The following is a 21,881-nucleotide window of genomic DNA, read 5'->3' as shown; positions in this document are numbered from 1 at the left end:
TTATGGTAGGTTCAACCGCTTGCGGGCACCAAATCGAAACAAGTTATCTGGCAATATTGCTTTCAAGCGAGGCAACCATTGTGCCTCATTACCAACACGATATCGTAATCGTGGGGAACGGCTACGAGCAGCAAAGACAATTGTCTGTGCAACTTTTTTAGGATCGTCGCCCTGTGCAATTGCTTGACTGACAGTTGAGCGAATCACATCACGTACATTGTCGTAATCAGCATAATTGAAGGTGGGTGGTAACATGGCATGGTTGAAGTTAGTCTTAAAGTAACCAGGCTCAATTAAAGACACTTTAATATTGAACGGGTCTAGTTCCACGCTCAGTGCTTCGCTATAACCTTCGAGCGCAAACTTACTTGCACTGTAAAAACCTTGACCTGGTGCGCCAATCAATCCCGCTACTGAACTGATATTGATAATATGCCCACTACGCTGCTGTCTCATAACTGGTAAAACGGCGTTGGTGAGGCGGACAACACCCCAAAAGTTGGTTTCAAAGATTTCCTTAGCTTGTTCTAAAGAAGTTTCTTCCAGCATACTGGCATGAATTTGTCCAGCATTATTAATCAGTAAATCAATGCGATTAGTCCGTGTGAGCAACTGTTGGATACATGATTGCACTGAGTAATCAGAGGTAACATCAAGCGTCAACATTTCCACATCAACTGATGCTGGATGTTCCTTGCGACTGGTACCGAAGACCCAGTAACCAACAGCAGCAAGCTTTTTAGCAGTTAACTGCCCAAATCCAGATGATGCTCCTGTAACTAGCACGACCTTTTTATTAGTCATCTGTTTTCCTTTTTAAAATATAAATACGATTTCATATAACTTTTTATAGCTCAAGAAAGAAAAGCTTTTTGTATCAATTTTGCTGTTCTGCACTTAAGCTAGTGCAGAACAGCAAAGTTATAGCTTGCGTAACTTTTAAAACATCCCCTAAAGTTTACTATTAACGCTGCCAATCATACATTAATCGTCCATGACGATCGCGCACAAGTTCCCATTCTCCATGACGATATCGTTGTCCGTGATAACGTATAGAGCGATAGCGTCGTTTATAATAATGTCCTCGATTCCGCTGGCGTTGATAATAATATTTTCCAGTCCGTTGCCGTCTATGATAACGTCGTCGATTCCGTCGATGAGCTAACAAAAGCTCATCACTTTGCTCTCCAACTAATTTTGTCTGTGCATCAAGACTCTGTTGATTGAGAACATTATTTAGAGTATTATCCTTAGCTTCAACCAAAGCAGGTGGATAAATGAAGGTTAATAGCAAGAACACAATTGAGGATAGCTTTTGGAAACGGTTCACGTCTTTGCTTTTCCTAGACTATTGGTAATAATTTTATTTAATAATTAAATTGAGTAACTATATAGTTCAGAATTCACAACCTTGAAGGGAGCAAAAGTAATGAAAGTACTTATATTAAATGTGAAGATGCTTAATGACGACGAGTAACCAGATGATGTACATCTATTATGAGGCAAATAGTCACAACAGCCTTCATAAATTTTTAGCGTTACCATTACAATCTCTGAATTTCCTAGCTTGGCATTCTATTGAGAGTAACAGCACATATCTCAATCCCAACAATCAAACCGTAACTTTGGGAATGACTGCTCATCTGCCCCCATGAACTGAAGGTAAACAGCCACTCAAGGGGTGCTGTAGAGAAATAAGTAGCTAAGATGCTTATTGGCTGGAGTTTAGACTAGGCAGTAAGAAATGACCCAGCAGTGCTGAGTTTAGAAAACATAACCTTCAAGAATGAAGATGTACAAAGCAAACATTTACATAAGTTAGTGGACAGTTGGCTCCTCGCATCAAAAAAGGGTATTCAGCAGTTTTCTTGGGAAATCTGAAGCAGCAAGGGTATCAAGTTTATTTATGGAAACTGACATTTTTTGATGGCGGTGATGATGTCTTAGCTAGACTTAGCCTTAAAGATGGAAAAATAGGTGGATTTTGGCTGAATTAGGGGATTTATACTTTGTGGGTGCTTCGGCGATCGCACTCTGACAAAAGAATAGCGCCCACCTAAATACAGGCAGGCGCTATTCAAATAATTTAAGTTCAGGGAGAAAATATAGCGCAATGAGTTCCCTGTTTTTACTATTAATTAATTCCAATTTAATTGATTACACAGCACTGCGACGATTTAGCAAGTTCCACAAGAAAACAGCGACAATTGCGCCAAGAACCGCTACTGCAATCCCAGGAATGCTGAGTGTGGGGGCGGCCAATGTCAAGGTTCCTGTACTGAAGAATACACCCAAACTACCACCAACAAAAGCACCGATAATTCCTAATAAGATTGTTCCGAGAATTCCGCCGCCTTGATGACCGGGGTAGATAGCCTTTGCAATAGCACCAGCAATTAGACCTAAAACAATCCAAGCAAGAATATTCATTGTTTTAATTTGATAAACGTTTTTTACTTACAAATCAACAATAGCAATCCAAACATTGGCATTCAATCTCCCAACAGAACCAATTATTAATAGCCTTGAGGATGAATGCTATTACTTCTCTTGATATACCCCATGATTGAGATGGATAATAAATAAAAAAGCTCCTAGTAGGTCTAAAACTAGGAGCTTCGTTTATTCATTGCTTGATAATTGCAGTATATGCATTTTTAATGATTTCTCTCATCTACTTAAGGAATTAAGCTAAGGTTTGAAAGCCGAATATTAATTTGATAAGGTGAAGAAATAAATGGCTTGTAGGTGCGGCCAATGTAAAAGAAGTCATCAATTGCTGGCTTGCTCCCATTCGCCACCCTTACAAGTACCTTGGCACTGGTAACAATTATTTTCTATCCATCAAAAACTTTGTCACAAACATCAAGCGACGGGCACAACACAGTTTCCCAGGCAGGTTGCCTATCTGGGTATCCTGATGGCACATATCGAGGTTCGCGCCCAGTTACGCGCTATGAAGAAAGCTGCTGGCTTGAATACGTGCCTAGAGAGGCTAAATCAACTTATTCCTGTTATATCTATCTTTTGCGCTAGTCAGCCAGTCGGTACTTTTGCTCTGTCTTACCCAAGATTGCATAAAAATCAAATTTCAAACGTAAGTTTATTTAGGAAGGTTCACTACCCCTAATTAGATAACTTTTGTAAGAACATGGAGCTAAACAGTATGGAACAGAAAGAAATTTCTTATTCAAAGGAAATGTTGACAACATCACAACCTGTGGTGTTTATATCTCAACCCAAAGTAAAGGTTGCTCTCACAGCTTTGAGCCTTGTAGCTACTGGTTTTGCTGCAAGCATTCCTAATGCTGGGATTGCAACAGCAACTCAGAATTCAGCACAACCCGTAGTCTTCACATCTCAACCTACATCATCTGAGTTTGTCGCCGGAGACAAACTGCAACAGTATGAAGCTCGTCTAAGTAAAGATATTGGTATGGATAAATTGAGCTTGAGAAAAAGCGGAGGCTGTGATAGTGGTACAAGTTCTGGGCAAGGAGCATCCGATTGTGATGATTAGAAATTTTGATATTTAATTACGTACTTTGATTCAAACATTTGAGAGCGAAAAATTTTCTTTATAATCGCTGATTAACAAAAATACGCCCGAATAATATTAGGGTGTAATCATTTGAAACCTTCGGGTATTTCAGCAATCTTTTTTCTGAGGAAATTATTGGCTCTGACTTGCTCTGGAATCATTGTACCAATAAATATCATACTCTAATCTCGCCCATAGCCTGAGATTTTCTAACAGCAATAGGGGAGTTTGGCACAAGCTCCCCCAGCAAAATTTACATGACTAAACATACAAATTAACTACTAAATATAGATTTTCTATCACAATGCAAAAACATATAGCAATTATCACATTTGAGCATGATATGCATGGACTTGCTATCAAGAAGGCATTGGAGAGCCGTGATGATGTCACTTGCTACATGATTGAAGCTGACAAACTCTGCGATAGTGCTGGACTTAACTGGTCAAATATAAATAATTTGGAAAAAAGATCCACAATACCGAGTAAAGATTTAGGACTGCAAGAAGTTAGCAATCTAGACGTTATCTGGTGGAGACGAACCAACTTTCCTCAACAAATGCCGCCTCACATTACAGATTCGATTTATATAGATGTAATTAATAATGACTGTAGTACAACATTATTAGGAATACTATTTAACGAATTTTCAGGGAGTTGGGTGAACGATCCAACTAAAATTCTTTTAGCTGATAACAAACTAATTCAACTACGAGCCGCCCAAAGTGCAGGTTTCCAAATCCCGCAAACTCTTGTAAGCCAAAACCCAACACAGATAAAACAGTTTTGTGAAAAACTAGAAAATAATGTCATAGTCAAACCTGTGAAAGGAACTCGCCAAGTTTCTTTATTTACAAAAATGCTGACGGAAGAACATTTGGCGTCGGATGCTTCACTGCGTCTATGTCCAGCAATATATCAGGAATATATACCTGGGCATCAGCATGTGAGAGCGCACTGTTTTGGAGATAATATTTATGCAGTGTTAATCGAGTCAGAGGAATTGGACTGGCGGCAGAATCTCGATATTCCGTTTAGCTTTTTCGATCTAGAAGAGAGTGTGAAAATATGCCTTCGGAAAGTGCTTAAAACATTGGGATTAAAAATGGGCATTGTTGATTTAAAGCTAACTGAAGGAAAAAATCCAGTGTGGCTTGAAATTAACCAACAAGGACAATTCCTCTTTTGTGAAGGTCTTAGTGGTTTAGATTTAACCTCAGCGTTTGTAGAATTTCTGTATCAAGAAGCAAAGCAAGTATCTAGAGGTTAAAATAACCGTTAGCTGCGTCCATCAAAAGGTAAGGTTGTCGGCGGCTGTAACCAAAGCGATCGCGGCAATATTCTTCAAAAGTGCGATGAGTGGAATCGTATAGTCGGCGGTTCCGTAATTCCATCAAAGCTTTTCCTGCCTCAAAAAACGCCCGTTCCACCTTCCGTAGGTGCTGGCGGTAGGCGTAGCCATGCCGTCAGGCTTATGCCCCCTTGGGAGTGCGCTTCGTATCTAGTTTATGGCATTCCGTACTCGTTTTTTCAATGACAATGAATTACTTGTATAAAAAAGACAAGGGATTGCTCATGTTTTCAGCAAAACCAAGAATACCGCGATCGCGATGTTCGTAAATTAATTTTCCTTGAGAATCAAATAGAAAAGTTCCTCCCCGTTGCGTCAAATAAGATGAATCTGGGACATAAATATTCCAGTTGCTCAAAACTTCGGTCATGTTTCGCAGGCGCAGGGTTGCTAGTTCAAAAGGACGCTGAAAGCCTTTTCCTCCAGCAGCTTTGAAAAACGAACCTTTTATTGGTGGTAAAGGTGTATCCCTGACAACTTCCTCATCAGTAATTAACTGAGGAGCATTATAATCACCTTTATAACCCCGAAAAACTTCCTTGAGAGTTCCAGGACTACCAATCCCAGCACACATTAGCATTAAATTCAGCCAAGCTTTTTGTGATGTTGATAGCATGGGAAATTGTATAGATAAACCACGATAAAGCCCTAAAAAAGCGTGAATTTCAGCTATCGGATCTACAAACAACCATTCTTGAGGAAATCCCGTATATTCACAAAACTTGACACCAGAATTGCGGTTTCCAATTCCAATAGCGCGAATTGTGATTCCTCTTGCTTCAATCTCTTCTTTTTCTCTTCGCAGCCACCAAGCGTATTCTAAATTATCAAAATCTCCCAACTGCGACCAAAGAAGTACGAGCAACTTTGAAGTATTCGAGCAACCATCTAAAACGGGTTTAATCTCTCCATCACTAACTCGCAAACGTTGAGTTTGACTCAAAATCGAGTAAATATCTGGACAATTGGAGCGTGTTTGAGTATTCATGTAGTTGAGGCAACAGTCTTCAGATAAGATTTGAGATTGATTCGCGCAATAACCCTGACATATCTAATACTCGTCCTGACCAAGCGCTAGATTGCTCTTCTATATTTCTGCGTTCGCTATCATCAAACTAAATACTATCGAATGGCTTGAAAAAGTGCTAAGTAATAAATACTAGATGCTAGTGCCTACTATCTATTTCGTGTGCCAATTTGGTAGAGAACTAAGGCATTTTCACGTAAAATTGCGACAGTGATCGCTTCTGCTTCAGCCACAGTAATATCAGAATCTGCAATTGCTTGCTCTAGCACTTCCCCTAAAAGCTGGCGACCCCACTTTGCCCCCAAGTAGTACAATTCTGGAATTGAGTGGGCATCAGAAGAATACATTAATTTAGTCGTGGGAGTTAATTCTAACAGCTGCCTGATTACTTCCCGCATCCCGGATACACTCAAAAAAGGTACTGCCAAACCGAAATCTAAATAAACTTGGGGATATACAGAAGCCAAATAACCAGCCTGCTGCATGTAAGGATAGGAAGCGTGTAGTAATACTAATGGTACATGGCGGAACTGGGGTAACTCTAGTAAATATCGCAGATTTAAGGGATTAGCCAATCGTAAATCCAAATCAGGATCGCCATAGCCAGTATGTAATTGCACTGGTAGACGATATTTCGCCGCGACTAATAACGCCTGTTGTAACAGAAAATCAATCAGGAATTTATCAGTCAGTCGTAGAGGTTGATTTTGCTGTTGTTTGAGTAGGGCAAACTGAGCCGCAGCTACCTCTTCGGCTACAGGTTGAATATCCAAGCCACTCCGGTAACAAGCAATACTTTTAAAAGCCACCACCCCAAACGGTGGTGGATCTAGTTCGCGGTTGAATCTTGTTAGAAAAGTTGCAAAATCTTCTGATTGCGGAATTAGCTGTTCTGCTAATAGTTCTAACCTCAGAATTCTTCGCACAGGAATAAACCTTTCATGCCACGATATAGGAAGAATCGTTTCTGCTTGCAAACCATCATCTAAGTAAATTGCTTCTAGGTTAGCAGCCCGAAAATAAATCTGCGTCAGTTCTTCTAACCCTAGACTTTCCCGCCGTGCCAAAATTGCTGCTTCTTCAGCTTCGCAGTTTAATAAAGCTGCAATTTCGCGCAAGCTACGCCGATAAAAGAACGTATGACGGGCATGGTAGTTAATGATTTCTGGATCGGAACCTTCAGTGAAAGCACTCGCGTAAGGGTACTGGGCAAAAACTTCTGCTCTTAAGACGTTGTGGGCGTGTTGGTCAATTAAAGGAATGTCAGCTAGATTCATTAGTAGGTAATCAAATTGCTAGTATTTCTCTAATAAAGTTTTCACTTCTGCCGTTAATTCCCAATCTTTCATTGCAAGCCATTCTGCTTGACGCACTGCTAAAAAAGCTTTCGCTAACTGGGGATTTAATGCTGTTAATAGGATATCGTCTTGCTGAAGGTGAGCGATCGCTTGCCCCAAATTATCTGGTAATCGGTCTATTTGATTCGCGTTGCGTTCTTCAATTGATAAATATCCAGGGTCTTGATTCACCGGGTTTCCAGGTGTTAGACTGCGTTGTACACCATCAAGTCCGGCGGCAATCACTGCTCCCATTGCTAAGTAAGGATTAGCTGAGGCATCCACAGTTTTCAATTCCAAGTTGCTCGGACAGCCCAAACCAGGATCGCTGGGGACTCTCACGGCTGCCTCCCGATTATCTAATCCCCAACAGCGAAAAGCACCACTCCAACTATGAGGAAGAATGCGGCGGTAAGAATTAGTAGTTGGGGTAGTTAGTGCCATCATTGCCGGAAGATGGTGCAGAATGCCACCAATAAATTGTAATGCCACCTCAGAAAGACCACACATTCCTTGTGGGTCGGGTAGCAGGTTTTTCTCACCATGCCAAAGGCTCAGATGGATATGACAACCACTACCCGCTGCATCCGGGAAGATTTTGGGTAAGAATGAAGCGGTCAGGTTGTGCTTGTAGGCGATCGCTCTGACGGTTTCTCGAAAAGCAATCTGCCAATCTGCTGCTTGCAAAGCATCGGTATAGCGGATGGAAATTTCCTGCTGACCGGGGCCAGATTCTGGATAATATTGTTCTACAGGTATGTCTTGAGCAATCAGTGCATCTGCGATCGCATCAATTACTTCTCGGTTGAGATCCATTGCCTGAGTTGAGGCAAAAACTGTGGAGTCCCCTGGAATAATTCCTTCAGGTGTTTGCCGAAGTAAGTAAAACTCATTTTCAAATGCTGCCCGCACTTCCCAGCCATTAGATTCGGCTGCCGCAATCATCCGCCTCAAGAAATTTCGCGGGCATAATGACCAAGCAGAACCATCTAAGACCATATTGCCCATAACACGAGCATGACCAGGTGCATAAGGTAAAGGCTTTAGGCTAGACCAATCTGGTATTAGGCGAATTTCACCTACTGGCCCTAAATCAGTTTCTGGCACCACTGCATCATACATCACAGGAACTCCTTGCTGCCCTACAGAAATTCCCACCCCATGCTCAAAGTAGTGAGCTAGCATCCCAACATGTACGGCTTTGCCACGGATAATATTAGCATTATCGCACCAAAGAACTCGCACGAATTTGACATTAGTTTCTTTTAAATATTTACGTATTTTTTTGAAGTTATTTTTTTCAACCATTGCTAGTTATTTTGTACATGTTATTGGTTAGATGCGGTGGGGAAAATCAGTAATTGCGTTAGCGCAGCGTCTCGTAGAGAGGAACGAGCGTCATTCAGAAAAAGCTGCAAGTTGCTTTTATTTATTTGGCTGTTTGCAAACGCCCTTTTCTACCTTGTGTCACCTTTGCTTCTGTGGCAAGTCAACTTTCACGAGTAGATATAATTCTTCAATTTCTCTTTTTTCCTTCTTCCTTTGTGGACTTCGCGTCTTCTCGGCGAGAGGCTGCGCCAACGCGAACGCAGTTCGTTCCTTTACCCTTCAAACTTTGGTTGCCAGACTACTGGTACTTCACTTATTCATTTTGTAATCTAAACTACTATTTTTCTATCTTTCAGTCACAACTAAGTAGTAAACTCGAACTGATTTGCAGTGCCATCATCGAAAAAGCTCTGTTCGCCAACACCTATTAGTTCCACAATGGTTTCACGCGTTGCAGGTAAAAACTCACCTTCTCTTGCTCCAATCTCAACAATGGTTCGTTGCCCTTTTGAATAAACATGGTAAGTTGTTGTGCAAAAAGCTCCGGTTTTGTACTCAAAAGTATGACCGTCATCTTCATAAAGGGTAAACTCGCCTATACCCTTCGAGATCCGAAGCCTCATCTGGTCTATGGGACGTTCATCTACATATTGCATTACTGGTGCCATCGGAATAATCGAGCCAGCACGCACATATAATGGCATTCGTTCAAGTGGGGCATGTGCCAGGATGTGAGTTGGCCCTGTAAAAGCCTCGCCACTCCACCAGTCGTACCAGCAACCTTCAGGCAAGTACACGACACGGTGTTCAATACCAGGACGGTAAATTGGTGCTGCTAGTAATGATGAGCCAAGCATTACCTGGTCAGCAAGAGTAAAGGTAATTGGGTCATTGGGAAAATGATATAGCAGGGGGCGAAGAATTGGTGAGCCAGTGGTTGCAGCTTCCCAGAAAAGGGTGTAAACATAAGGCAATAATCGATAGCGGAGTTCGATGTACTCGCGGCAAATTTTTTCGACGCGATCGCCAAATACCCAAGGCTCATGTTGTGCTGTAGTTAATGCTGAGTGTCCCCGCATTAAGGGGTAAAGCATTCCTACTTGCATCCAACGAGCAAATAATTCAGCTGTAGCGTTCCCCGCAAACCCCCCAATATCAGCACCCACAAAGGCAATGCCCGATAGACCCAGGTTGCAAAGCATCGGTATGGACATTTCCAGGTGTTCCCACATGGATTGATTGTCTCCTGTCCATACTGCTGACCAACGCTGAATGCCAGCGTATCCAGCGCGTGTCAACACAAAGGAGCGTTCTGTTGGACGAGATATTGTAGCTCCCTGATAAGATGCTTGTGCCATCATTAGCCCATACAGGTTATGAGTTTCAGCGTGGGTAGTTCTCTCGTCGCTTGGCCCCTGCGGTGCATCGAGGGGAAACGAAATCTTATTACCAGGGTCGCCGAATGGGCGATCGTCAAGTGCGGGTTCATTCATGTCGTTCCAGATGCCGGCAACACCCATGTCGGTGAGGCTGTTCTGTAAACTTCCCCACCAATCTCTAACTTCAGGGCGCAGGTAATCAGCAAATACGGCTTTGTCGGGCCAAACATAGCCGTGAAATAGCTGACCATTAGTTTTTCGGATAAAATAGTCGTTGTTTAATCCCTCGTCAAATACTTTGTAATTTGCTTCTGGCTCGTACTTGACCCCCGGATCGACAATCGTCGCTACTTTAAAGCCATCTTGCTTGAGATTTTGGATTAATTCTTGAGGATTAGTAAATCGCTTCGGACTCCAGGTAAAAACCCGGTAGCCATTCATATAATCAATATCTAAATGGATAACATCACAGGGAATGCAGCGCTGACGAAATTCACGCGCCAGTTTGCGTACTATATCTTGTGACTCGTAACTCCAACGACACTGGTGGTAACCTAATGACCATCGGGGTGGCAAGGGCATCCTTCCGGTTAGCTGGGTGTAAGTCTCGATAATTTTTGCAGGTTCAGGCCCATAAATTATGTAGTAATCCAGTTCACTCCCCTGAGTTTCCATCCGCCAGACTCCAGGCTGCTGTGCGCCCAGATCGAAGCGGCTCCAAAAGGTAGTATTGAAAAAAAGCCCGTACCCCAATCCAGGACGCAACGCCATAAAAAAGGGAATCGCCTGATACATACTCTCTGTCATGATCCCGTAATCGAGCGCATCAGATGTCCAGTTGGTTTTCACTTTTGAGCGCTGATCGAGCAAGCCAGTGGGTTCACCAAAACCATAGAAATGTTCGTCAGCCTCAATCCGTTTCCACCCAGCGATCGCACCAGTCCGCCATCCCATCCCTAAGTCTGCATCTTGAGCAAAGGGCTGTCCTGCTGAGTCGAAGCACTGGATACGGCAGGGATTGCGGGACACGACAATGCACAATTGCTCAGTTGTAATTTCTATAGCCTCTGCTTTTTCTTGCACCTCAAACGGCACAGCAGCCCATTCTTCATCCGCTTGTGCCACTGCCCACGATCGCCTGGGTAAAAATTCACCTGTTGGTGTCATCCGTACCCGAATTAAGTTTGGTGCTATGACACTAATGGTCAGACAGGGATCGCCGCACTTGAAGAGAATATGCCGCCCATTCTGTTGTATTGCTTGTACTGCACCAAGAGTTGACCAAGGCGCTTCGGTTGTGTGCAGTTGTCCAAAGTATTGCGGCATATCTCTGATTAAAAAACAGTTACTTTTCCCAATTGAGATTCACATAAACTACTGGTAAAAAGCTTGTATCTTTAGGCATAGCACAGATTGAACTTTAAAATGCGATAAACACTGTTACAGAAAACATCGTTTTTGGGTTAACACTTGTATAATATTTGCACCCATTATTCATGCTTGCTACGTCCAGCGACAGTATGCGGTTACTCTCCTCGCCAGCGATTAGATTTAGTAGTCAATATCCTTACCGTTTATCAAAGTCAGGCTAAGTGCCCAGTACTTCACTGATTTGCTCTGCCAGTTTCAATGGACGGAAAGGCTTGGCAAAAATAGCAGCAACATCCAAATGAGTAAAACTCTCTCGATCCGATTGCTGAAATTTGGCTGTTAATAAAATTACTGGAATTTTTTTAGTGGCGGGGTTAGCTTTCAGTTGTTGCAGAGTTGCACGCCCATCCATATCAGGCATCATCATATCTAGTAAGATGACATCTAGTTTATGGTTAACAGCTACGTTTAAGGCTTCTTGACCAGAACTAGCTGTCAAAACATTCCAACCAGCACCCATTTCTAATCCCAACTTGGCGATCGCCCGCACATCTTCTTCATCATCAACAATCAAGATATTTTTGCTCATAATGACACTCTTGCACAATGTACGTGCTGATTTGCTCGATCGCTCTTGAGATATTTTAAAGCTAAATCGGGGAAAAGCAGGGGAGAATTAAGCAGTTAGAAGCTATTTATTAGAAAGCTGCCAAAGGTAACAGTACATAAAACGTGCTACCTTCACCCAAAATGCTCTCAACCCAGATTTTACCGTCATGTTGCTGGACAATATTTCGGCAAATAGGCAATCCTAAACCTGTTCCTCCTTTGTTGCGGGAGTCTGATGCATCTACCTGCTGAAAGCGCTCGAAGATTATTTGTAATTTATCTTTAGGAATTCCTCGCCCTTCATCTCGAATACTAATCAGCAGGAAACTGGGTAATGGAGTGCCTTGTGTTGAAGCATGGTCATTTTCTCCCAATTCAACATCCTTGTGTTCTGCGAGTGTGGCACTTATCCACACGGAATCACCTGGTTCAGAAAACTTGATAGCGTTACTTATTAAGTTGGTCAGAGTTTGTAGTATGCGATCGGGGTCTGCCCAAAGTTCAATTGCTAGAGGGCGGACAATCAGTTTAACTTGCAATTTATCTGCCATTGCCTGCATTGTTTCTGTTGCCATAATCAGCAGGTCAGCAGCGTTGCACTTCACCTGCTGCATGAAAATTTTGACTGATTTCATCCGCTCTAAATCGAGAATATCATTTATCAATCGGATCAGCCGTTCAGTATTAGTAGTAGCAATGCTCAGAACTTTTTGTCCCTGTTCAGTTAGAGTTCCTAATTGTCCTGCACCCAACAAATCTAACGCTCCCATTGTAGAGGTTAAAGGTGTACGTAATTCGTGACTAACTAGAGAGATAAACTCATTTTCCAAGCGTTTACGTTCGGTGATGTCGTTGGCAATCAATAAAGCGCATTGCACCCCACTCAGGTCAATCAATTCCATAGATAGCAGTATGGTCAAGACCTCTCCAGACTTGGTAGAAAATTCAAATTCCTGATTATAGAGTGGCCCAGTATCAGATAAAAGTTGGATGGTCTGGGCGTAGACGCTACGCGGCTTGTCGTCAGACATCGCTACTGCATCCTTATCTAAATTAAGTTCAGTAACAGTGTGTCCAATCACTTCCTCTAAACAATAGCCGCTCATCTTCAAGAAACTAGGATTGACATCAATAAAGCGTGCTTCTGAAATGGTGGCGATCGCAATTGGGTTGGGACTAGAGCGAAAAACTTTAGCAAACTTCTCTTCTGCTTTGGCACGGTCGTGAATTTCCTGCTGCAACCGCTCATTTTGGGCTTGGAGTTGTTGTTGCAGTTTCCAAATCATCAAGTGATTTTCAATTCGTGCTAAAACCTCTTCTAGTTGAAAAGGCTTAGTTATATAGTCCACTCCACCAACTGCAAACGCCTTCACTTTATCCAGCACATCACCCAAAGCGCTGATAAAAATTACCGGAATTTCGCGGGTGCGATCGCTTGCCTTCAGATGTTGGCAGACTTCATAACCATTCATCTCCGGCATATTCACATCCAACAAAATCAGATCGGGGGGAACTGCATTTGCTCCCCGTAACCCCGTAGAACCTTTAGTTACGCTGCGAACTTTGTATCCCTGTTCCGTCAGCATGGCAGATAGGAGGTTCAGGTTTTCTGGCGTGTCATCAATCACCAGTATGTCTGCTTTTGGCAAGTTGAGTGGCTCTTTAGGCATGGCAATATCGGCTTTAGCCAGAATAGGCTACTAATCCTTTCTAGAGATTTTAACCTTAGTTCCATGTCTTAATAATCAGTTACAAAAAAATATCAATTACCCATTTATCTCCCCTAGTTCTCCCCGATTAATTTCTAATCTTAAAAACATCAAATCAAAGAAGAAATGGGTCAAGTAGCAGATAGCTCATCGTTAAACATGGAAAAAGTGCAATCTGTTTTGAACAAATATGGATTGCAATTTATTGCGGGAACATTTCGTTTGGATGCAGTGCATAGCTAGCTGTGCGCTCTACTGTTAACGGCTATATATAAACACGAAAACTTCGCGTTCTAAATCGCTTTAGTTGGTAAATAAATCTATTTCTACAAAAGCCAAATGTACCCAACAACAAACAACCAACTCTATTCCATCCCAAAAGCTGTCCGCCTTTTCGCTTCTAGTGCCCTGAGTTTGGGCCTCACCGCGAGCCTTGTTTTTTACCCAAGCGCGAGTCAGGCGGGTAAAAACGACACTGGAGTGCCTACCGAACTCCAAGGCGAGTGGCGGTATGGTCGAATCTCGTCCATCCAATACCAAGACAGCTACACAGGGCAGTCAGCAGCCCCAAATGGTTCAAGCGATCAATTTCAACTCGCATCTAACGGAAATTACAAGCGGAATAGGCTACTTCAAATCAACACTTACAACTGTGCGTCTAACCTCTTCATAGAGGAAAAAGGCAAAGTTAAGATTGAGGGTCAACGCCTTACTTTCCAACCTAGTGACAGCACATCCAAAGGGCAAATCTGCAATAGCGGGCGCACCTATTCCAGCCACAATACAGCAAAGCCGGAGACTTACAAGTGGTCGGTTGAGACGAACGAATACGGGCAGCAAGTTCTGGTGCTTGAGACTGCCGATGGTAAGGGTCGAAGTCATTACGGGCGACTTCAATAAGCTAATAAGCATTCAAGAGTTAAACATTTTTCTCTCCCCACCTTTCCTTGCTTCCCCTAGTTCTCCCCGATTGTTTTCTAATCTACAAAATATCGAACTGAGGTTATCCCATGATTCACCATATTTCAATTGCTGTTAAAAATCCTAGCCATGTTGCTCAAGTTCTGGCAGAAATCTTAAAAGCGCAAGCTGTTCCCTTTCCTCCTAACCCAGGAAGCTATATGGTTATACCTTTTGATGAATACGGTACAGCCATTGAACTTTATCCTTTAGGCTCTCAAATTGAACCTGGTGAAAATGATGAAGAATGCGTATTTGTGCATACTGCAATTACATCTATGTATACAGATATTCATGCAGCTATTTCTGTACCTATTAGTCAGAAAGAAATTGAACAAATCGGTGTCCGTGAAGGTTGGCGTGTAGTGCGCTGTAACCGCGATTCTTTCTTTGATGTGATTGAGTTCTGGGTGGAAAATAGATTAATGATAGAACTATTAACACCAGAAATGGCATCTCAGTATTTGAAATTTGCCACTCAGCAAGAAAATCTGAAATATTTTTTGGCAGAACCAGCTTTAGCCACAAATTAATCAACTCTAAGCGTTTAATTTGTAGGGACTGCAACAATATAAATTAAACGCTTATACCAGTTCAATTAATGATTGCAACACATCTTTGGGTAAAGACGCGATGAATCGCGTCTCTACAAATGGTCTATTTGTCGCATTCTTTTTTCCAATTGGTATTACTTTTTCCCATTTCTACTTTTGATTTGCCAAAAAAGTTTTAAAGTTAAAATTGCGATCGCTAATTAAATCTAACTTAATTAATTACGAATTATCATCCGTTAGACCAATAATTTCATCGAAGCAGAAGCGGCGGACTAAATTTGCCAATTTTTCTGCAAAAGCAGAATGAGTTTGCGGAATTTGCTCAATTAGTTGGAAAATCCTTTCAGCATCGACTTCAACGGCTGCTTGATTAAGTTCTGTTACCCATTGACTAGGCATAATAGTAATTGCAGAGCGAAGATCCAAGATGGAAAATTGAATATTTTCTAGGTTGTTATCTGTTGCTTCTTCACGGCTTTCTTCTGCGTAAACATAACGCACCTGCAAATATTCAGCTATCTTTTCAAAAATCACCTGCTCTCGGAATGGCTTACGAACCAAGTCGTCGCAACCTGCGGCTAAGATACTTGCTTGTTGTTCTTCAAAAGCACTGGCAGTTAAGGCAATAATTACGGTGCGGTGATTTGTAGTTATATTTTTTTCCCTGGCTCTAATCTCTTTTGTTGCATCGTAACCGTTCATTACAGGCATCCGCATATCCATCCAAATTAGGTGAGGTTGCCAGGTTTGCCAAATAGCGATCGCTTCTTGTCCATTATTCGCAGCCTTAATCTCAAAGCCAATACTACCAAGAAGTTGCACAATTAAATCGCGGTTTTCTTTGCGGTCATCCACTACCAGAACCCGGTAGGATGGTTGGTCTGCTGCCAGTTTGAGTACACGCCCCTTACTCAACTTTGGTGCAGCTTTAAAAGCTGCGGCTAAATTCACTTGGATGTCAAAACTAAAAATAGATCCTTGCCCAACGCTACTCGTCAACTGAATATCGCCCCCCAGTAACCGCACAAATTGCCGACTGATAGTCAGCCCTAGTCCAGTTCCCTCCTTGGTTTGGATACCGCTTGTCGTCTGGACAAAAGGCTGAAACAGGTTATTCATTTCTTCTGGTGCTATTCCCCGTCCAGTATCTTCGACTTCAAAGTGAAGAGATGGGGGAGAGGCAGAGGGGCAGAGAGGCAGAGGGGCAGAGAGGCAGAGGGGCAGAGGGGCAGAGGGGCAGAGAGGCAGAGGGGAAAGACTTACTCCAACTTCTCCCCTGCTCCCCTGCTCCCCTGCTCCCCCGCTCCCCTGCTCCCCTGCTCCCCTGCTCCCCTGCTCCCCTGCTCCCCCGCTCCCCTGCTCCTCACTCCCTAAGCTCACTCGTAACGTGACTCCCCCTGTTTGAGTAAACTTTACGGCGTTACCCAAAAGGTTAATAAGAACTTGGCGGAGTTTACCTTCATCTGTTTGGATGTAACGGGGAAGATTGGCAGCCATTTCAAATTTGAGAAATAATTGCTTTGCCTGTGCCCGCACTTGGAACATATCTTGTAAGGTTTGCAACAGCAGATAAAGGTCGAAGTCTTCAGGGTTGAAAATGATTTGTCCAGCCTCAATTTTGGACATTTCCAGGACATCGTTAATTAAGTTGAGCAAGTGTTCGCCACTGCGGTTAATGGTAGCTAAAGATTCACGTTGGTTTGGGTTGAGACTAGTATCTCGTTCCATTAACTGAGAAAAACCCAGAATCGCATTCAGAGGCGTGCGGAGTTCGTGACTCATGTTAGCCAGGAAAGCACTTTTGGCTCGGTTGGCAGTTTCGGCGGCTTCTTTGGCAATTCTCAGCGCTTCTTCTGCTTGATGTCTGGCTCGACCGATCGCAATGATTTCACCTACCAGCTTTAATAGATTTAGATCCTCTTGACTCCAGGTTTTACACAAGTGAATCATCGCTGTACCGACAAATCCAACTACTTTGCCAGAGTGAAGCATGGGTACGGCAACTACAGACTGAAACGACATCCCCTCAAATAGCTTTCTCTCTGCTGTATCAGCTGGCAATTCTGCCACACAAGGGATTTGTATATGGTTGCCACGCAGAATCGGAGTATAAAAATAGGGAAAGCTTTCCACAGGCGATCCTTTGGCAACATCAATCAATGGCTCGACACCTTCGCCGCACCATTCATGAATGAGGTCGAATCGCCTTTGATCTTCGGATAATTCAAAGATGCAGCTGTGTTCGGCACTAATAAACTGAGCGATCGCTCGCAGTGTAAAATTAATTGCTGTTGCTAAATTTTGGTCAATAAATTGGCGAGAAATGCTACTGAGTAGACTTTCTGCTTGAGTCCGACGTTGCAAAGCTGCTTCTGCTTGTTTGCGATCGCTAATATCACGAGCTACACCCACAATCTGGAAGTTACCCTGAGCATCTTGTGTGCGGACTGCATTAGAAGTTAGCCAAACCCAGCCTTTAGTCCGATGTTTAGCTCGGTACTCAGTACCGGAAATTCCCTCACCTGTTGCAAGGATAGTTTGGGCTACTTCTTGACATTTGGGCACATCATCAGGATGAGTAAAGAATTCCAAGGAATTACCTTCCATTTCGCTGGGGGCAAATCCGGTGGTATTCAAAATATTAGGGGAAATATAGTTAAAAACTCCATCAGAACTGATGGCAAACAGCACATCATTGACTTTTTCAACGATAGTGCGAAACTTTAACTCACTTTGCTGTAGGGCTGCTTCTGCTTGTTTGCGTTCCAGTTCGGCACCAGCACGGGCAGCAAAGATTTTAATAATTAGTTCTCGTCCGGGATCGGGCTTCATTGGTTTGACATCTATCACTGCTAGATGTCCGATGATTTCGCCGGATGAACTGGTTAGAGGAACGCCAAAAAAACTCTCGGCATTCATCTTCACTAAATCTGCATCTTCGGGAAAAGTGGTTTGTACTGCTTGGGGGTAGTGACACATCTTGCCTTGCAAGGTATGTTCGCAAGGAGTTCCCTGCAATTCATATTCCAAGTTCTCGTTAATAGCCCCGGCACACCAAAAGGCCAAAGTGCGGACTCTAGTTTTTGGCTCATCACCAAACTCAGTAACTAGGGCATATTGAACTTGCAATACTTCGGCAAGGTAACGAACGCAGGAATTGAAAAATTCATCACCTGTTTTTGCTGCTGTGCCCTCAACAATTAAGCGTAAAGCCTGTTCTTGCTGTTTGCGTTCGCGCAGCGCGGCTTGCCGTTCGCTAATATCTGTAAAAACAGAATCGAGACAGGATTCTTCGACGTTGAGGCGGAGTGACAACAGTAACCAAACAACCGAACCATCGATCCGCCGCAGTGCTATTTCAAAATTACGAACTTCACCGTCTTTTTTTAATTCTGCTAACATCTGCACGCGATCGTCTGGATTGATATATAAGTCAGTTGTGAAATACTTGCCAATTAAGTCAGCAGCAGAGGTAAAACCTAATATCTCGGCACCGCGTTGATTAGCATCGATAATCAATCCATCTTTTTGGCAGGTGCGGAAAATTCCCACTTGGGAATTTTCAAAGATGTTGCGGTATTTCATTTCACTACGACGCAAAGCTTCTTCTGCTTGCTTGCGTTCTGTAATATCGCGTCCCACACCAGCGATCGCAATTTCACCGTTGGGAGTGTTGATTGTGGAAGTGTTAAAGTTAAACCATCGCCAGCTATTATCTTTGTGTCGCAATCGCACCTCAATATCAGTCAGCTTTTCGCCAGTTAAAGCCCTTTGTAAGGCGGCAACGCTAATTGCCAAATCTTCCGGCTTGGTAAACTCCACCACCGAATGACCTTCAATTTCTTCCAAGCTGTAACCCATAATTGCAGTCACATTCGGCGAGTGATAAGTAAAAATTCCCTCTGGCGAGAGGATAAATATCAGATCGTTGGCATTTTCGATGATAGTACGGAACTTTAACTCACTTTCCTGGAGGGCTTGTTGGGCGCGTTTGCGTTCTGTGGCATCAGTACCTACTGAAAGTATTTCGATTAAGTTTCCTTGTGCATCTAAAATAGGTTTATTTGCCCAGACTATCCAGACGCGATCGCCATTTTGGCATAAGTTTTCATTTTCGTTGAATAAATAGTTGTCTGGGTGTTGACAAATATCAACCATTAACATCTGTAAGTCGCGTCCAGAAGTTTCGGTTTCTGGAACAATTGTGCCAATAACATTACGCCCGATAATTTCATCTAAATCGAAACCAAAAATCCTTTGACCGTAATCATTTAAAAATATGATGTCGCCGTTCCCGTCCCAACGCAAAATGATGCAGTTGGCTGTTTGTACTAAATCCCGATACTGAACTTCGCTTTGACGCAAGGCTTCCTCAGTGCGTTTGCGAGCAGTAGTATCGCGCACTATTGCTAAAACGTGCGGCTTACCGTTGTAAATGCAAGTTGTCCCTTTAACTTCCACATTTATCAAAGTGCCATCTTTGCAAATATCAACTGCTGTCCCATAAAATTGCCCACCAGATTGCGTTGTTTCAAGAAAGTCTAAAAAAACAGAATGTGAGTCTGGATGAATGTAGGTAGATGGATGTAACGTGATAAATTCTTCATAAGAGTAACCGTGCATTTGACAAGCCGCAGGATTAACTTCGGCGACTTTTTCAGTTTCTATTTCAGTAATAAATAGTCCATCATTGATTGCTTCAAAAATACTGCGATATTGTAGCTCACTTTGTCGCAGTGCTTCTTCTGCTTTTTGGCGTTGCGTGATGTCGCGGAAACTCCACACTCTACCAATAATCTGTTCGCCGATACGCTGAGGACAGGAATAGCGCTCAAATACTCTGCCATCGCGCAATTCTAATGAGTCGTAACTAACTACTTCAGGTTGTGAGTATAATTCTCGGACTCGTTGCAAAAACACATCCGGTTCTTTTAGCTGGTTTGCCAGATACGCCAACCGTTGAGGATGATCTGGTTCTGTCAAAAGTTCTGGTGGAATTGACCACATTTCTAAGAACTTTTGGTTATAACTAGTGATATTACTTAAGCTATCGACTACTAAGATACCGTCTTGAATCGATTCAAAGATCGCGTTTAACAGAGACAAAGAGTTTTCTAAAGCTACTTGAGTTTGTTTGCGTTCGCTCAAATCCCGCCCTAAAACCACCAGAGCTTTGCGTCTACCATCCTGGTGAAATAGGGGAGCTTTAATCATATCTACACTGCTCACCGTCCCATCAGGTCGAGGTATAATTTCTTCTACCCGATGCACACATCCCAACTGCCAAGCTTGTTCATCTGTTTTGTCGCAGTTGAGCAAAGCATCGTGATAAAAATTGCTAAATTCTGCTAATTCTGAGTCTGTTTTACCTTGATAATTAACGCCTTCTAGCTGTAAAAATTCTAGGTTAGCCTGGTTTGATAGTAACCATTTTCCCTCGCCATCTTTTAAACAGATAATATCAGGTGTAGCGTTAATTAATGTCTGCAAACGCTCCTCAATCTCTTGCAAAGATTCTTGAGTTTGTTTCGCCAGCGTGATATCCCGAATCACCAGTATTGCACATCGATCGTCAAGTCCGGTACAGGTACCGGAAATTTCTAGTGTTAAAGTCTGCTCACCCTGCTGGAACTGATAATTTGCTGTTTCGTACTCACCATTGAGTATCCGCAAATCAGGATAGGCTGGTAAAGCAACTGATTGTCCTGCTTGTGCTAGGGGTAGCAAGTCAGTTAACTTCGCACCATAGACAGTGTTGTGGAGTTGATTTACCAAACGCTCAAAGCTAGGATTGCACCATTGGATGCATCGGTCTTCTCCTACCCAGACTACAGCATCAGCGATCGCACCTAATGTTACTTCCATTTTGGTGAGGGTAGCTTGCAATTGCTTCACCTGCTCCAATTGTTTAGCGCTCATCACCAACTCCTTAATATCTCCTACATAAATAAATCAATTTTGTATAGCGATTGTATCTTTAGTCGAGCGTTAGGATATTTAACTACAGCAAAACTACATATTGGCTTTAAATATTACGGCAAATACGCAGATATTAACATTATAAAAACCAGAGGACAGCAGTAGAAATAACTAATACCTAATTCTCAATCCTCCAATTAATCCGTGCAGAAAAATTTTTCCGCAATTGTAACTATCTCCCCTAGTTCTCCCCTATTTCTTTCTAAATTCAAATCAGAAAAGCAGAGAACACCGCCCAAGATAAGCGCACAATCTCTGCTGGATGAATAAGTCAACCAAAACGGAGAAGAAACGTATGCTACACCAAATTAAAGAATTGCTACAAAACGCACAATTACAACAGCAAATAAAAGCAGCAGCTAACCAAGCAGAAGCCATCAAAGTGATAGCGATCGCTAGTGCAGAGAAAGGTTATAACTTCACAGTTGAAGCAATTTCTCAAATGCTGGCAGAACTAACCTTTGTAGATTCCAACGAACTGAGTGAAGAAGAATTACTTAGTGTTAGTGGTGGAATGATGGCTGATAGTGCAGCCAAGCTATGTCATACAGCTAGCTGTGGTGGCGGACACGCAGGCTGCTGCTAAAAACGGTATGTAGCTTCTGTTTCTCTTTGGCATTGTAACCACCACAGGTCAGGTTGCTTTTCTAAAACAGCTTTTTAGATTCAACATCTCCAATATTTTAATTTGGATAATTTCCATACCTGATACTGAGGTTCAACGCCCAAAGACAT

General features: G+C 42.6%; 18 protein-coding genes and 1 pseudogene. 8 read left to right on the top strand and 11 right to left on the bottom strand.

Features of this window, described 5'->3' with window-relative positions:
• Both V7L01_RS03130 and V7L01_RS03125 read right to left on the bottom strand, forming a co-directional pair.
• Positions 1 to 804, bottom strand: a complete 804-nt coding sequence (locus tag V7L01_RS03130) for an oxidoreductase (protein WP_335031827.1) — start codon at positions 802 to 804, stop codon at positions 1 to 3.
• Positions 805 to 964: 160 nt separating this feature from the next.
• Positions 965 to 1,330, bottom strand: coding sequence for a hypothetical protein (locus V7L01_RS03125; protein WP_335031825.1), 366 nt, complete (start codon positions 1,328 to 1,330; stop codon positions 965 to 967).
• 133 nt (positions 1,331 to 1,463) lie between these two features.
• On the opposite strand from V7L01_RS03125, the gene V7L01_RS03120 reads away from it, so the two are divergent.
• Together V7L01_RS03120 and V7L01_RS03115 are read left to right on the top strand one after the other, a co-directional pair.
• Positions 1,464 to 1,655: a hypothetical protein gene (locus V7L01_RS03120; RefSeq protein WP_335031823.1), complete on the top strand. Its 192-nt coding sequence runs from the start codon at positions 1,464 to 1,466 to the stop codon at positions 1,653 to 1,655.
• Positions 1,656 to 1,829: 174 nt separating this feature from the next.
• The gene (locus V7L01_RS03115) at positions 1,830 to 1,997 is read left to right on the top strand and encodes a hypothetical protein (protein WP_335031821.1); all 168 of its coding nucleotides are present in this window, start codon (positions 1,830 to 1,832) and stop codon (positions 1,995 to 1,997) included.
• A 160-nt stretch (positions 1,998 to 2,157) separates the two neighbouring features.
• Here the strand turns inward: V7L01_RS03115 and V7L01_RS03110 are convergent, their stop codons facing one another.
• Positions 2,158 to 2,430: a GlsB/YeaQ/YmgE family stress response membrane protein gene (locus V7L01_RS03110; protein ID WP_069068080.1), complete on the bottom strand. Its 273-nt coding sequence runs from the start codon at positions 2,428 to 2,430 to the stop codon at positions 2,158 to 2,160.
• Between the two features lie 468 nt (positions 2,431 to 2,898).
• On the opposite strand from V7L01_RS03110, the pseudogene V7L01_RS03105 reads away from it, so the two are divergent.
• The 3 genes and pseudogenes from V7L01_RS03105 to V7L01_RS03095 form a co-directional block, all read left to right on the top strand.
• Positions 2,899 to 3,010: pseudogene (locus V7L01_RS03105) on the top strand (S-layer homology domain-containing protein); the annotation flags it as partial.
• A 156-nt stretch (positions 3,011 to 3,166) separates the two neighbouring features.
• A complete protein-coding gene (locus V7L01_RS03100) occupies positions 3,167 to 3,520 on the top strand; it encodes a hypothetical protein (RefSeq protein WP_335031819.1) in 354 nt (117 codons plus the stop codon).
• 325 nt (positions 3,521 to 3,845) lie between these two features.
• Entirely contained in the window at positions 3,846 to 4,811 is a 966-nt protein-coding gene (locus V7L01_RS03095) for an ATP-grasp domain-containing protein (RefSeq protein ID WP_335031817.1), read from the top strand.
• Here V7L01_RS03095 and V7L01_RS03090 read toward each other — a convergent pair.
• The 7 genes from V7L01_RS03090 to V7L01_RS03060 all read right to left on the bottom strand — a co-directional run bounded on the left by V7L01_RS03090 (position 4,801) and on the right by V7L01_RS03060 (position 13,614).
• Entirely contained in the window at positions 4,801 to 4,935 is a 135-nt protein-coding gene (locus V7L01_RS03090; RefSeq protein WP_335031815.1) for a hypothetical protein, read from the bottom strand. The two genes, V7L01_RS03095 and V7L01_RS03090, sit on opposite strands and share 11 nt — an antisense overlap.
• A gap of 150 nt (positions 4,936 to 5,085) precedes the next feature.
• Positions 5,086 to 5,880, bottom strand: coding sequence for a peroxiredoxin-like family protein (locus V7L01_RS03085; RefSeq protein WP_335031813.1), 795 nt, complete (start codon positions 5,878 to 5,880; stop codon positions 5,086 to 5,088).
• Between the two features lie 188 nt (positions 5,881 to 6,068).
• Positions 6,069 to 7,196 (bottom strand): amidohydrolase family protein, encoded by a 1,128-nt coding sequence (locus V7L01_RS03080; protein ID WP_335031811.1) that lies wholly within the window; start codon positions 7,194 to 7,196, stop codon positions 6,069 to 6,071.
• A gap of 18 nt (positions 7,197 to 7,214) precedes the next feature.
• Positions 7,215 to 8,564, bottom strand: coding sequence for a glutamine synthetase family protein (locus V7L01_RS03075; protein ID WP_335031809.1), 1,350 nt, complete (start codon positions 8,562 to 8,564; stop codon positions 7,215 to 7,217).
• A gap of 383 nt (positions 8,565 to 8,947) precedes the next feature.
• A complete protein-coding gene (locus tag V7L01_RS03070) occupies positions 8,948 to 11,290 on the bottom strand; it encodes a glycoside hydrolase family 31 protein (RefSeq protein WP_335031808.1) in 2,343 nt (780 codons plus the stop codon).
• Positions 11,291 to 11,552: 262 nt separating this feature from the next.
• Positions 11,553 to 11,924 carry a response regulator gene (locus tag V7L01_RS03065; RefSeq protein ID WP_335031806.1) on the bottom strand — a complete coding sequence of 124 codons (372 nt, stop codon included), beginning with the start codon at positions 11,922 to 11,924 and terminating at the stop codon, positions 11,553 to 11,555.
• 109 nt (positions 11,925 to 12,033) lie between these two features.
• Positions 12,034 to 13,614: a hybrid sensor histidine kinase/response regulator gene (locus V7L01_RS03060; RefSeq protein WP_335031804.1), complete on the bottom strand. Its 1,581-nt coding sequence runs from the start codon at positions 13,612 to 13,614 to the stop codon at positions 12,034 to 12,036.
• A 378-nt stretch (positions 13,615 to 13,992) separates the two neighbouring features.
• Between V7L01_RS03060 and V7L01_RS03055 the strand changes: the two genes are divergently transcribed.
• Both V7L01_RS03055 and V7L01_RS03050 read left to right on the top strand, forming a co-directional pair.
• Positions 13,993 to 14,553, top strand: coding sequence for a hypothetical protein (locus V7L01_RS03055; RefSeq protein ID WP_335031802.1), 561 nt, complete (start codon positions 13,993 to 13,995; stop codon positions 14,551 to 14,553).
• Between the two features lie 110 nt (positions 14,554 to 14,663).
• Positions 14,664 to 15,146 (top strand): hypothetical protein, encoded by a 483-nt coding sequence (locus tag V7L01_RS03050; RefSeq protein WP_335031800.1) that lies wholly within the window; start codon positions 14,664 to 14,666, stop codon positions 15,144 to 15,146.
• 240 nt (positions 15,147 to 15,386) lie between these two features.
• Here the strand turns inward: V7L01_RS03050 and V7L01_RS03045 are convergent, their stop codons facing one another.
• On the bottom strand, positions 15,387 to 21,086 hold the full coding sequence (locus V7L01_RS03045; RefSeq protein WP_335031798.1) for a PAS domain S-box protein: 5,700 nt from the start codon (positions 21,084 to 21,086) through the stop codon (positions 15,387 to 15,389).
• A 355-nt stretch (positions 21,087 to 21,441) separates the two neighbouring features.
• Between V7L01_RS03045 and V7L01_RS03040 the strand changes: the two genes are divergently transcribed.
• Positions 21,442 to 21,732 (top strand): Nif11-like leader peptide family RiPP precursor, encoded by a 291-nt coding sequence (locus tag V7L01_RS03040; protein WP_335031796.1) that lies wholly within the window; start codon positions 21,442 to 21,444, stop codon positions 21,730 to 21,732.
• The last annotated feature ends 149 nt before the right edge of the window (positions 21,733 to 21,881 follow it).

Source organism: Nostoc sp., assembly GCF_036917095.1.
Lineage (GTDB): Bacteria > Cyanobacteriota > Cyanobacteriia > Cyanobacteriales > Nostocaceae > Nostoc.
Note: the sequence above shows the minus strand (reverse complement) of the source record. Positions and strands in the feature narration are given on the sequence as shown.